Origin of the sequence: Microcoleus sp. MON1_C5 (genome assembly GCF_036701875.1) — a bacterium.
GTDB lineage: Bacteria > Cyanobacteriota > Cyanobacteriia > Cyanobacteriales > Microcoleaceae > Microcoleus.
In genome coordinates, this window is record NZ_JAUBRN010000023.1 from 62642 (window position 1) to 75300 (window position 12659).

Consider the following 12659-nt stretch of genomic DNA (forward strand, 5'->3'; position numbering starts at 1 on the left):
GTCGATGTTACCAGTGTTTCATCGAATCGATTACCAATTTATAAAAGAGGAATTATTTAAAGTGGGCGGTATAGGGAGGAAAGATTCAAATTTACCAACTTAAAAATCCCAGATATAATATTTTTGTGCGAATACAGTCTCGAATTTCTAATTATGCCTGCAACCTTGCTGAATCATCATCTAGTACAAATGTCAGAAACTCAGGAGGATAATGCTATTGTCCGGTATTGGCGGCAGTGGGTGAGGCAGCAATTGCATACACAGAGTTTGTAGCTAAATTTATAGCGAAGACCAACAAGGAGGTCGATCGCCAACACTGCATTCGCTCGATCGACATTCCATCACACTAAAATCTAAATCTAAAATCTAAAATAGTCTTATGAGATCGATCGACGAAATCAACGATAAAATCAGCCAAGGCAAAGCCACCGTCTGGACAATCGAAGAACTCAAAACTAGAGTTCAAGAAACCAGCATTACCCAAGCAGCCAAAGAAGTCGATGTGATTACCGCAGGCACCTTCGAGCCGATGGAATCCTCCGGTGCAATCATCAACCTCGGCCATACCGACCCGCCGATAAAAATCCGCCAGTGCTGGCTAGACGGCGTTTTAGCCTACTCCGGCTTCGGGGCAGTAGACCTGTACCTGGGAGCCACCCAAGTAGCCGAAGACGGCGAAGAATCCCGGGAACGGGGCGGCGGACACGTCATCGAAGACCTGATTGCCGGGAAACCCGTGCAGTTGCGAGCCTTGGGGCAGGTAACAGACTGTTACCCCCGCGCCTCCTTTGAAACCACGATTACCCGCGATACCATCAACCAGTTTTATTTATTCAATCCCCGCAACGCATATCAAAACTTTATTGTTGGCGTCAATGGGGGCGATCGCCCACTGTTCACCTACCTCGGCCCCCTGCAACCAAACCTCGGTAACGCCGTCTACTCGAACCTTGGAGCCATGTCTCCCCTGCTCAACGACCCCGACCTCCAAATCATCGGCATCGGCACCCGCATCTTCCTAGGAGGCGCTCAGGGCTACATCACCTGGGAAGGGACCCAGCACTTCCCGCTGCAAAAACGCCAGCCCAACCGCACCCCCATCGGCCCGGCCGCTACCCTCGCACTCATCGGCGACGCCAAACAGATGAACTCGAAATGGGTGCGCGGCTGCTACTTCAAAAACTACGGCCCATCCCTGATGCTGGGAGTCGGCATCCCCTTTCCCGTCTTAAACGAAACCGTCGTCGCCAACTGTGCAGTATCTGACAAAAAAATAGTAGCGCCGGTGGTAGATTTCTCTATCCCCCGGCGCGTTCGTCCCACCTTCGGTTTAGTCAGCTATGCTCAATTAAAGACTGGTCGCATCCTGATAGAGGGCAAACCTGTGCGGGCCGCCCCCCTTGCGAGTATGTTTCTGTCCCGGCAAGTAGCATTGGAATTGAAACAGCAAATTGAAGCGGGTCAATTTACCCTCACGGCCCCAGTTGCTCCCCTCCCCACTGACAGAGTATTTCTCCCGCAAGATTTGTGGGGCGCACAAGTCCGGCTCGAATAAAGGATTTTAGATTGGCGATTTAGCGGTTGTAAATTAGTCTTGGACACACTAATCTAAAATCTAAAATCTAAAATCTAAAATTGGTTCATTCCTCGATCGGCTTAGGCTTCTTAACCGGCTTAGGAAGAGGTTCCTTCGGGACAGGCGGTGGTGCGGCTGCTGCGGACTTGATGGTAGGACGCCCTACAGGAGCACCGTCACCGCTGGGCCTAGGAGTAAACGGACGCTTTCCTCCTCCTTTGAAGCCACCGGGCGGCTTGCTGCCAGGGGGGAATTTCCGCTTTTTAATCGGCAGGGCACCAATATTATTGGCTTGCTCAATCATCAGACTGTCAGCTTTCAATTTGACGTGGAAATCCCAAAAAAACCCGATCGCTTTTGTTGCTAAATCTCCCTTGAGTTTCAGTTTAAAAAACTTCATCTTGTCGTCATTCTTGCGGGGAGCTTGCTTGATTTTGACGATGACATACTTTTCTTCGTCTTGGGATTGATAAATCACCTCACCTCTAATCGAAAAATAGCCATCTTCAACATCAGGTTCCGAGGGAGGCAAAGATGCGGTCGATGCTTCGCCACTAGCCTCAATCTCCGCTGCTTCCTGATTTTCCTCATCAGAGGACGGTTCGGGAGGTTTCTTGAGCGTTTCCGGCTCCCAAACTCCCATAATCTGGGCGTGCAAGTTCCCGTCTTCTTGCCTGGTGCGGGGATAGACCACCCACAGGTGTTCTTGTTCCAGATCCAGGTGATTTTTGACTAAACTCATGACTCTACCCAGCAAAACGGCGTCAATGGCAGTTCCGTCGGCAGCTATCAGCATACCCCGGGTGAATTGCTCTTCTGATTGCGTGTAGCGGCCCCGCACCAAACCAACAGCTCGGTACTGTCTGGGTTCGCTGGGGGGGGGAATGGGATGTTGGCGCATGACGGAGGGTATGTCCTCATCGGCCGGACTTTCGTTAGCGGGTGGCTCGGCGTTTGCGGGCGGTGCGACTGCTAGGGCTGGAGTATCGCTGACAGATGTCGAAGACGCTGCAGGCGCGGGGGGTGCGGGAGCATTGCTGGGCTGGTCTTGTGGCTTTGTTTTGTCCTTGTCGGGGGCAGAACTGTAGCGTGGTCGTTGCAGCCTATCCTTGGACGCTGGGGCGTCTGTTGGTGTTGCCGGTTGATTTGGGTCAACAGGTGCAGCCGACGCCGAAGGCACCGAACTTTCGTCTGGTGTCTCAGGAATGGCATCTGGATCATTAGGCGGATTGACGGCCTGTTCGCTGGGCTGAGCCTTGCGAGTTGAAGTAGATTTGGACGATTTGGAAGACCGGTTGGGAGAGGGGTTCATAAAAACTCCTTGCAGCGGAGACACATCCCTTAAGGGAAATTAGGAATAAACTGAAGAAACTGCTTTAAAAACTACTAGCACCTGACTTGGGGCTTGCGCCCGTAGGTCTGGTTGTGACCCGTCAACGCCAACTTTCAACGCTACGAGTGCCGATCGGTTCGCTGGCTGCTAAAATCCTTGCGATCAAGGACTTTGGCAGTTGCTGACGGATCGATCCTGCGATCGCGCCGAGTTGGAGTTGCTGGCTAATAGCATTTAGGATATTCAGCTTGCCTATTTTACTTAATCCAATTACCTAACGGCCTGATCCGCCATATTTTCGGTAATTTTTAGCTTGACCAGACTAAATTGGACAGACACCGCAGTCCTTGGGGCTGCGGGTCTGAGTGTCCAAAATTGTTTAGCTAGCATGGAGTTGTGGGTCTGTTACCATATTAGCTGCAAGTAAAAGGCTGCTTTGTCCGTTCGGACTTTGAAGTTAAGAACTTTTATGGTTGCATGGATCTAGTTAAATGGCAGACGCCCCCGGGCGATGCGTTAATTCTTAGAAAATAGTAGATTTTAAGCTGGGATAGTTGAATTATGGAAAAAGCAAATAAGCGTCGTGGGTTGATTACTGTGGTGGTGGTGCTGTCGCTCATCGCTTTTTTGGGATTTTCTCTTGTGCCAATTTTGGACAGTATTCTCAAGGCCAGCCAAGCGCAAAGTCGATCGACTCCAACGCCTACTCAGACGGCGCAGTCAGGGGAGAAGCAATCAGAGTTGCTGCAAGCTCAGGCGAGGGGGTACGAATTGGTTTTGCAGCGGGAACCTGACAACGTAACGGCTTTGCGGGGATTGTTGCAGGTGCGGCTGGAGTTGATCGGCCAAGGAGTGGGGGACATTAAGGATGCGATCGCTCCTTTGGAAAAGTTGGCTTCGCTGAATCCTGAGACTACTGAATACGGAATTTTGCTGGCTCAGGCTAAGGAACGCACGGGCGATCGCGAAGGGGCTGCTCAAGCTTACAGGTCAATTTTAGCGTCTAAGCCTGGGGAAATTAAGGCTTTGCAGGGGTTGGTGAATTTGCTGCTGGTACAGCAGCGGCCCGAAGCTGCGATCGGATTGCTGCAAGATACGCTGAAGGCTGCTCCGGCTGCCAATCTGGCGAAACCGGAAAGTGTTGATGTAACTTCAGTGCAGTTGATTTTGGGACAGGTTTATGCTGTGCAGAAGCGCTACGAGGAAGCGATCGCAATTTACGACGAATCTGCTAAGGCTAATCCCAAAGATTTTCGCCCCACTTTAGGAAAGGCGATCGTGCTGAAGGAACAGGGCAAAACAGATGAGTCAAAAACGCTGTTCGATCGAGCTACTGAGTTAGCTCCTCCTAACTATAAAGACCAAATAAATCAGTTAGCTAGTGGCACTCCTTCGCCTTCTCCTGCGGCTACGACGACTCCCGAACCGGCTGCTTCTCCTAGTCCTGAAGGTGCGCTACCGAAACCTTAAGGAAAGTTTTAAGTGAAAGAGTTTTGAGTTATAAGTTAAAAAGTTTAAAATTCAACACTTAATACTTATAATTCAAAACTCTTCGCCAATTACCAATTACAAGCTGCAGCGGCATCCTGACGGAAAATTTTGGTTGTCCCTAAAGGATAAGCTGTTAGAGGACTATGCTGCAAGGCAGTTTTAGTATGATGAGTGCAAAATTTTAACTTCATCCTCACCTAGAAGAACGCAGCCTCTCAATAGCTGCAAAAACTGCTTGATCAATTCGCGCTCCCCGGCGTTTGAACCCCAGCTCTGGTAGCATTACTTTCAAAATTTCCTCATCGGTACGCAGACAACCATCTGATAATATCCACCGAATTAGCGACATAAGTTCAGTCTGAGTGTAATCGTCAATTTTGGATCGTTTTGGAACATTGGGTCGCGTTCCCCGCAATGCTGTAGGAGAGTTTATTTCTGGAGTGAGTGATTGGGATGTACAAGGTTGGGCAGTTTGTGGAACTGGCTTGGTCGGTTTATTCTTCTGTGCATCTACCTGGTTAGCATACTTAACAGCAGCTTCGTAAGCATCCACAGCGCGTTGTATCTCCTTGTCCCGCCGCAGGAACCAGTCAGTTGACCAAATACGGTGAAAGCGCCAGCCGAGTGCTTCCAGTTGTTGCTGTCGCAGTCGATCGCGATCGCGTGCGGTTCCTAGAGAATGGTAACTGGCCCCATCACACTCAATTGCCAGCACAAATCGCCCAGCCTGCTGCGGATGTTGCGCCACCATATCAATTCGATAACTCGAAACTCCCCACTGAGGCAGAAGCGAGATGCCCTTGCCTGTTAGTGCATCATAGATATCCTTTTCAAAGGGATTGAGTGGCACGCCAGACTGTTCGGTTTCGCCAAGAATCTTGCCCTCACTCGCTGCATACTGAATGTAAAGTCGCAACAGTTCCACACCTCGCGATGACGATCGATTCGGGTCCATATCGTGGTGGTCAAATGACGAAACCAGAGTCATACGCTGCCTTGCCCGCGTAACTGCAACATTGAGACGGCGTTCCCCTCCCTTGGTCAGCAACGGGCCAAATCGATACACCAGCCTGCCCGAACGGTCTTTGCCATAGCCTACAGACAACAGGATTGCATCCCGCTCATCCCCTTGAACCCGTTCGAGGTTTTTGACAAAAAAGCGTTCCGGACGACCCTCGTCAAAGAAAGCTGCTAATTCAGGACGTTCCCCAAGTGCTGCATCGAGGGCTGCTTCAATGCGCTGTGCGTGTTTGATGCCCATTGTAATTACGCCAAGCGTTTCGTTAGGTTGTTCAGTGGCGTGTTGGATCACTAACTCAACTACTCGCTGGACTTCCCTGGAAGCGCTTTCTTCCTGACCCTCCTGACCGGGAATACACGACACAAGAACGTGAGAGATAGATGGTGAACCACCAGAACTGGGAAATGTAATCAGGCGATCGTTGTAAATGTGGCGGTTGGAGAAGGCAATTAACGCTTCATCTCGACTTCGATAGTGCCACAAAAGCTCCCAGGTTTCCAGGAAAGAGGACATCAAATCGAGCAGACTCTCCAACCCTTCAACGGGGGATGGAGATTCGGCTTCCTCTTCCTCATCCAGACCCCCTGCAAAAAATGTTGTCGGTGGGAGTTGGTATTTATCCCCGGCGACAACTGCCCTTTCCGCCCGCAGTAATGCCGGAACTGCATCCTCTGGCAATACCTGACTGGCTTCATCGAAAATGACAACATCGAAATAACGACGGTCAGCGTCGAGTAACTGGCTCACTGAGAGGGGACTAGCCATCCAGCAGGGACTAATGCTGGTTAAAACATCGGGAGCTTCTGCCAAAAGCTTACGCAGTGGCAGATGTCGGGCTTTTTTAGCGGCTTCGCGCCGTACCAACGCTTCCTGTTCTGGATAGGCATTCATTGCAGCGATCACACGTTCCGCATGGGCGCGTCGGACTCGATTGGAAGAGATCTTCACTCTTTCCTGGTCTAGGGCGCGAAATTCTTCAATCAACTGTTCATGAGTTTCTCTATTGAAGACTGTTAAGGCTGAATCTTGGGCACGCGCCTGGTCGAGACAGGAGGCAAACCAGGCATACTTGAATTGCTTCGACCATAGGGAGGGATCAGATTTTAGCCGCCTGAATTCCGCAATAATTGACGACGCACCACAATGTTCAATTTCGCGCTCAATTTCCTTAAGACGCGCCACCAGTAGCGGTATGTTGAGGTCTGCTGCCAGCTCATTAAAAAGTTCTTTTAAATTTTGGAGCGGTAACTGACTTAGATTACCCTGCCCCAAATCGGGTTCAATACGATTTAGGTCTGTAAGGAGCACTTTCAGGTTGTCTCGTGCTGCACTCAAAGACGTGACTTGGCACGGAACTGAAGCCGAACGCGACAGCCATCGCCAACGACTCAACTGTTCCGATGCTTTGGTTACTTCCTGAAATAATTGCCCATTTGAGGTTTCTCCAGCTTTTCGTAGTTTCTTAAGAGTAGATATTGCCTTTTTGAAGTTGCTATCAAAGAGCCATGCCAAGTTCTCTGCGATGAAACCGTTTCTTAATGGTGACAGCGCATTGACTTGCTTTTCTAAGTCTTGTTTAAAAATATCTTCCGAATAGAGAAAGAGGGTTTTTTCAACATCTTCGATGAGTGTTATTAGCTGCTCGGCTTCGTTAAGGTTAGTAGGTGGCTCTAGCTTGGTAGTAAAAATGAGCGTTTCTAGGCACTCATAAAATGCTGGTAAACGATCTCTAGCAATCTTCCGCACTACATCAGATGCCAGCAACGCAGCGTTTCCCGACAATAACTTGACTTTCATCCAAGGGGAGGGATGGTCGCCAAGAAAGAGACTGGTTAATTCTCCACTACTTATTTCTGCCAGGAGTTGCTCTACAGTGTCAGCCTTTTCTGCACTGAGTCGATTAAGTTCGACACCGCGAAAGCGGATATTGATCCGCTCCGATTCAGAAAATTGCAACAAAAGCTCAGCCTGAATCTCGTAGATACTCTTATCTGATGGTTTGCGCTTATCGTGCAGTCGTGCTACATGGTCATTGAGCCGCTTCCTTCGATCGACAAAGCGTTGGTGGAGATTGCCGGTGTCTGCTGGGGAAATATTGCGTACCAGTGTCAAGCTTTCTGCTACTTGCTGTAATACCTCTCGCCGCGAGATAGCTGCACCGTGTAGATCAAGCAATAAATGCCCCAGTCCTTTTTGCTCTAATCGAGTTTTCACCACTTCCAAAGCGGCACGCTTTTCAGCAACAAACAGGATGCGCTGTCCTGATGCGGCTAAGGTGGCAATCAGATTAGCAATGGTCTGGCTTTTTCCTGTACCGGGAGGGCCTTGAATGACTCCATTTCGCCCTGCCAGAACTGCATGAATCACTTGCTGCTGACTTGAGTCGGCATCGAAGACGAGAAATTCCTTGTCGGGTGAGATGCGATCGAGTTCTCTAACATCAATGTTTTGACTCGTACCTCGGATATTTTGACGGGCTGTGATGTCCCCAGCGATCGCGGAAATCATATCATTGGCTACCATCTCACTCAAGCGATCGCGCAGGTCTCTCACCATCGCCATCTTTTGGAAAGAGAAATTACTGAGGACTGCCCGTGTTTTAATCTCAAAGCCTTGTACTTCAGAGGCAGCTTTGGTTAACTCAGAATAAACAGCTTCTAGGTCTGGACTCTCGTCTTCCCCTACGCTTTCTGCCTCCCCTAGCAGACATTCTGGCGTGACTTGGCATCCATATTCTGTCTCTAGTGCGTGCAACAGTACGGGGTTGACCTGGAGTTCGCCGCTACGTTTTAGTTTTATTGCGCCGCGTGCATCTACATGAATTGGCACCAGAAGGACAGCAGCTTCTGGCGGACGGCCTCCATCAGTTGGAGTCCAAGTTGCCATTCCCAAAGCGAGGAAAAGCGTTTCTAGCCCCTTTTCTTCTAAGTTGGCAAGTGCGCGGCGGCGGATTCCCTGTACCTGTGCTGCGGCTTTGAGTTCTTCAGCCTGCGGTAGCAGACGAATTAACGGAACAGTCTTGCCAGTCAGCAACTCTTTCAATGCCTTGGAGTTACAGTCTGAGAAATCAAGTGTCCCCCTCTTAAGTTCGCGATAGTATAGCAGGTTGTTGCGCCGTGATAGATCGATTAGGCGTCGAATCCAACCCTCCCGTACTCGCTCCACAGCAGCATAGCGCGAGCGCTTCGCCCCATCCTTAACAAAGTTGCTCATACCGACACTCTTTTCCCACAGCATATCCCTTGAAGACTCTCAACGCTTGTCTAATATCTGCGAGATCAATATTACTGTTACTGCCTCTTGAGTCTGATGCAAAGCTTCTCAATCCTTATTTTTCCATAATTTACAAGTCTTAATGCTCAGCCGCCATTCGGATTTCTTGATTAAAGAATCTAGAATCTATCGTTGACACAAATGGTGGGCAATGCCCACCTACAAATTAATACTTCCTCTCCTGCGGCTCAAACATCGTAATCGCCACCGGCATATAAGCCAAATCAATCCCCGCCGGCGAATAATACGCCATTGTATGCTTCAAGAAATTGCCGTCATCGCGCTCAGTAAAATCTTCCCGCGAATGAGCTCCCCGACTTTCCTGCCGGTTCAAAGCAGAAGTTAAAATCATTTTTCCGACAATTATCAAACTCCGCAACTCCAAAGCTTCCACAATTTCCGTATTCCACAACTTGCCTTTATCGTCCAAGTAAACCTCCTCATATTGTCGCTCTAAATCCTCCAATTTCTTTAAACCTTCCTGCATCAATTCAGCGCTACGAAATACGCCACAATACTCAGTCATAGTATCTTGATAATGCTGCCGGATTTGATTGATGCGGTATTTTCCGGGACGTTCTAAAAGTGCCTGAATTTGCTCTTTTGCTTCCTCGATGTAACGCTGTTCGTCTACGGCAGGCAACTTGCGATTTTGCACGAATTGTGCTATGGTTGCGCCAGTAACTTTGCCGTAAACGACGCATTCCAACAGCGAATTGCTGCCCAAACGGTTGGCACCGTGAACCGACACGCAAGCTGCTTCCCCCGCTGCAAAAAAACCGTCTACCAAACCCTCAGGACTGCTGCGAACTTGCCCGCTAACATTAGTAGGAATTCCCCCCATTGAATAGTGAACAGTAGGGCGCACGGGCATGGGCTGATTTACGGCATCAATTCCTAACAAACGGTGGGCTTCTTCCCAAGCAAAAGGAATTTTGCTCATGATTTTTTCGCGTCCCATGTGCCGCAAATCGAGGTAGATAAAGGGGCCGCCGGCACTACCATCAACATTAATTCCTCGACCGGCGCGAATTTCTATGGAAATTGAGCGCGAGGTGATATCTCTGGGCGCTAATTCCATCCGCGACGGGGCATAATTCGCCATAAATCGATCGCCCTCTGAATTAATCAAATAAGCGCCTTCGCCCCGCACAGCCTCGGAAATCAACACTCCCACGGGATACAAACCAGTCGGGTGAAACTGCACGAATTCCATATCTTCCAGCGGCAATCCAGCTAAAGCCGTCATCGCCAAACCGTCTCCCGTCGAGGCGTAATCGTTCGACGTGGTATTGTAAACTCGGCCGTAACCCCCCGTAGCAAACATCACCGCCTTAGCACGGACAACCTCAATTTGACCGTCTAGAAGGCGGTACATAACTACCCCCTTGGCTTGACCTTCTTCCAAAATCAGGCGCGTGACATACCACTCCTGATAGATGTGAACTCCGTAACGGCGCAGATTGTTGACTAATTCGTGGAGGATGGCGTGACCCGTTTTGTCGGCGGCGTAGCAGGTGCGGCGGTGGGAATGTCCGCCGAAAGCGCGCTGGGCAATTCTGCCGTCTGGGAGGCGGGAGAAGAGGACTCCCATGTGTTCTAAATCTATGACTACACCGGGTGCTTCGCGGGTGAGGATTTCTACCGCGTCTTGGTCGGCTAAATAGTCTGAACCTTTTACTGTGTCGAAGGCGTGGGCTTTCCAACTGTCTTCGGGATCGACATTTTGCAAGCTGGAGGCCATCCCACCTTGGGCTGCGACGGAGTGCGATCGAATCGGGTGAGTTTTGGCGACGACAGCTACCTTTAAACTGGGGTCAGTCCGAGCAATTTCTACTGCGGCGCGGCAACCTGCTAAACCGCCGCCTACAATGATTACGTCGTGTTCTAGCATTTTTTTTAATTATTTTGAGTGTTCTGCTCAACTTATGGTGACGCAAAAAAAAACTTCCTACCAAAAGAGCAGGAAGTTTTTTAACTTTTGATTTGAATGGAAAATCCAAAGTTAAAATCTCAAATTGGACTAGCCGGCGCTTTCGGCAGGATTCTGAAGCGACTGATTTCCCGTTGCAGAAGGTTGAGGTTCCGTACCGGGTTCTACAGCAAGCACTTCAATGTTATTTAGCAGAGTTGTCACGAAAGCAAACAGCAAGAAGGGCAGAGACAGCACTAAAATCAAGCCGACGGTAGCCAAGGCGAAGATTTGGCGGGCGCTACTCCACAAGGCGAGTGCCGACGCTAGACTTAGGAAGATGACTATCAGCCAAACAATGATTTGACCGTAAATGTCGCCAAAGGTGAGCGTACATCTAAGGCGATAGTTTTGGATGTTATTCATTTGATGCCTCGCGAGATTGCTATTACGACTTGTCCCAAAATACTTTGACAGTGCGTCAATGCCGACTGTAAATTTCTAAGTTTAGCTGCCGCAACTTGGTTTTGGGGTTGTTGTAAACATTCTTTATTGACACTCCCCAGCGTGAACGCACGGGGATTCTTAATTCATCGACTGACCTTTAAGCGCTGTGTCCTTGCGGCAATCCTTAAACTCTTCAACCGTGCAATTGCACCAATTGACCAGCTTAACTCACAACCACCCCAGAGAGCCTATCTCCAAAAGCGTACGCTTGATACGAGCAAGCGAGTTCGGGTGTGCCCCACCCTACTTGACTGAAACAAATTATTGATTTTCTGGTGAGAATGCGTTGATTCCCTAGCTCTGTTTTACAAGGTTTTCGCTACCCTTCTTTTTGCTCTCAAAAAGCTTTCAGGTTCTAGGGTGCCGACGATGGCGCCGCTTCACAACCGCCCACCTTGGGAATTACAACCATGTCTATGGTATCAAAAAGCCGTCCTATAACGACGGGGTTTTCAACCCAATTTCCTGATAAGTTGCCACAACACTTGATAAATTTTTGCTTCTGACTGGGAAATTCGGCCGAACCAGTTAGCTGACGCACTCCGAGGCCTAGAAACCTCGTTTTTTAGGGTTTTGGCCGGCTGACTAGAAATAAACGCGCGAAAAAACCAAGGTGATTGCCACCAGTGCGTCCAGGATTAGGAAACCAAGGCATAAGGGGAAAGTCTACTTTTTGAGAGAGCCCCGACTTGGTAAAGTAATGTTAAGCTGCATGGCAATGGAATCAACCTTTATAGTGTCCCACCTGTCTTTTGGCCCATGTTTTCAGAGAGCAAATTGCTGATTTCGCGCTGTTTCCTGGCTGGTTTGGGAACGCAGATGTTTATGTACCGCGAAGACCGGATCCCCCAGGAGAGTCCGGTACTGGTGGTCAGCAATCACCGCAGTTTCTTAGATCCTGTGCTGCTGACGGCGGCTTTGGGTCGATCGATCCGCTTTGCTTGTCATCATTACATGGGTCAAGTTCCGGTGATGAGAGAAATTGTCACGACTTTCGGCGCTTTCCCCTTGGAAGCACCGGAGCACCGACAGCAGCATTTTTTCTCTCAAGCGACAGCGCTGCTGCAAAGCGGGGAGATGGTGGGGGTGTTTCCAGAGGGTGCAGAACCGATGGTGAAGGTGACTGGGCCCAATACTGTGGGGAAGTTTCAGCGGGGATTTGCTCATTTGGCTTTGCGGGCGCCGGTGCGGGATTTGGCGGTTTTGCCGGTGGCCATTAGTTCTTTTGAGGAACACTCGGTACGATCGGGTGTACCCCTCAAGTTGTTGAGTTTTTTTGATCCTTCGGAACCACTGTTCGATCGCTCTGGGTGGCATCCTGTGATAATTTATCAGCGAGTTAATGTTTTAATCGGCCAGCCTTACTGGATTACTGTAGAGAGACAGCAGCAATATCAAGGCAAAAAAGCCAAAGCAGTTGTGGCTGAACTCACAGACCACTGTCAGGGCGAAATTGCAGAATTACTCCAACGAGGTTGTTTGTAAGTTTGTTGACTGTTGACTGTTGACTGTTGACTATTGGCTGGTGTGAGATTTCCAATCTAAA

General features: G+C 49.5%; 7 protein-coding genes. 3 read left to right on the plus strand and 4 right to left on the minus strand.

All coding sequences use genetic code 11. From position 1 onward, the window contains the following. The first annotated feature begins 379 nt into the window (after positions 1 to 379). Complete coding sequence (locus tag QUA71_RS13580; protein ID WP_333285628.1) at positions 380 to 1555, plus strand: homocysteine biosynthesis protein; 1176 nt, start codon at positions 380 to 382, stop codon at positions 1553 to 1555. 85 nt (positions 1556 to 1640) lie between these two features. On the opposite strand, the gene QUA71_RS13585 is transcribed toward QUA71_RS13580, so the two are convergent. Continuing rightward, positions 1641 to 2888, minus strand: coding sequence for a hypothetical protein (locus tag QUA71_RS13585; RefSeq protein WP_333285630.1), 1248 nt, complete (start codon positions 2886 to 2888; stop codon positions 1641 to 1643). A gap of 582 nt (positions 2889 to 3470) precedes the next feature. On the opposite strand from QUA71_RS13585, the gene QUA71_RS13590 reads away from it, so the two are divergent. Further along, a complete protein-coding gene (locus tag QUA71_RS13590; protein WP_333285632.1) occupies positions 3471 to 4379 on the plus strand; it encodes a tetratricopeptide repeat protein in 909 nt (302 codons plus the stop codon). 214 nt (positions 4380 to 4593) lie between these two features. On the opposite strand, the gene QUA71_RS13595 is transcribed toward QUA71_RS13590, so the two are convergent. The 3 genes from QUA71_RS13595 to QUA71_RS13605 form a co-directional block, all read right to left on the minus strand. After that, the gene (locus QUA71_RS13595; protein WP_333285634.1) at positions 4594 to 8634 is read right to left on the minus strand and encodes an AAA domain-containing protein; all 4041 of its coding nucleotides are present in this window, start codon (positions 8632 to 8634) and stop codon (positions 4594 to 4596) included. A gap of 226 nt (positions 8635 to 8860) precedes the next feature. After that, a complete protein-coding gene (locus QUA71_RS13600; protein WP_333285636.1) occupies positions 8861 to 10588 on the minus strand; it encodes a succinate dehydrogenase/fumarate reductase flavoprotein subunit in 1728 nt (575 codons plus the stop codon). A 129-nt stretch (positions 10589 to 10717) separates the two neighbouring features. Beyond that, entirely contained in the window at positions 10718 to 11032 is a 315-nt protein-coding gene (locus QUA71_RS13605; RefSeq protein WP_190741078.1) for a hypothetical protein, read from the minus strand. 840 nt (positions 11033 to 11872) lie between these two features. Here QUA71_RS13605 and QUA71_RS13610 point away from each other — a divergent pair. Beyond that, on the plus strand, positions 11873 to 12598 hold the full coding sequence (locus tag QUA71_RS13610) for a lysophospholipid acyltransferase family protein (RefSeq protein ID WP_333218390.1): 726 nt from the start codon (positions 11873 to 11875) through the stop codon (positions 12596 to 12598). Positions 12599 to 12659: the final 61 nt, after the last annotated feature.

Bases quoted from the DNA above. Each gene is read 5' to 3' on its own strand.
- QUA71_RS13580 (WP_333285628.1), top strand. From the start codon at position 380: ATGAGATCGATCGACGAAATCAACGATAAAATCAGCCAAGGCAAAGCC.
- QUA71_RS13585 (WP_333285630.1), bottom strand. From the start codon at position 2,888: ATGAACCCCTCTCCCAACCGGTCTTCCAAATCGTCCAAATCTACTTCA.
- QUA71_RS13590 (WP_333285632.1), top strand. From the start codon at position 3,471: ATGGAAAAAGCAAATAAGCGTCGTGGGTTGATTACTGTGGTGGTGGTG.
- QUA71_RS13595 (WP_333285634.1), bottom strand. From the start codon at position 8,634: ATGAGCAACTTTGTTAAGGATGGGGCGAAGCGCTCGCGCTATGCTGCT.
- QUA71_RS13600 (WP_333285636.1), bottom strand. From the start codon at position 10,588: ATGCTAGAACACGACGTAATCATTGTAGGCGGCGGTTTAGCAGGTTGC.
- QUA71_RS13605 (WP_190741078.1), bottom strand. From the start codon at position 11,032: ATGAATAACATCCAAAACTATCGCCTTAGATGTACGCTCACCTTTGGC.
- QUA71_RS13610 (WP_333218390.1), top strand. From the start codon at position 11,873: ATGTTTTCAGAGAGCAAATTGCTGATTTCGCGCTGTTTCCTGGCTGGT.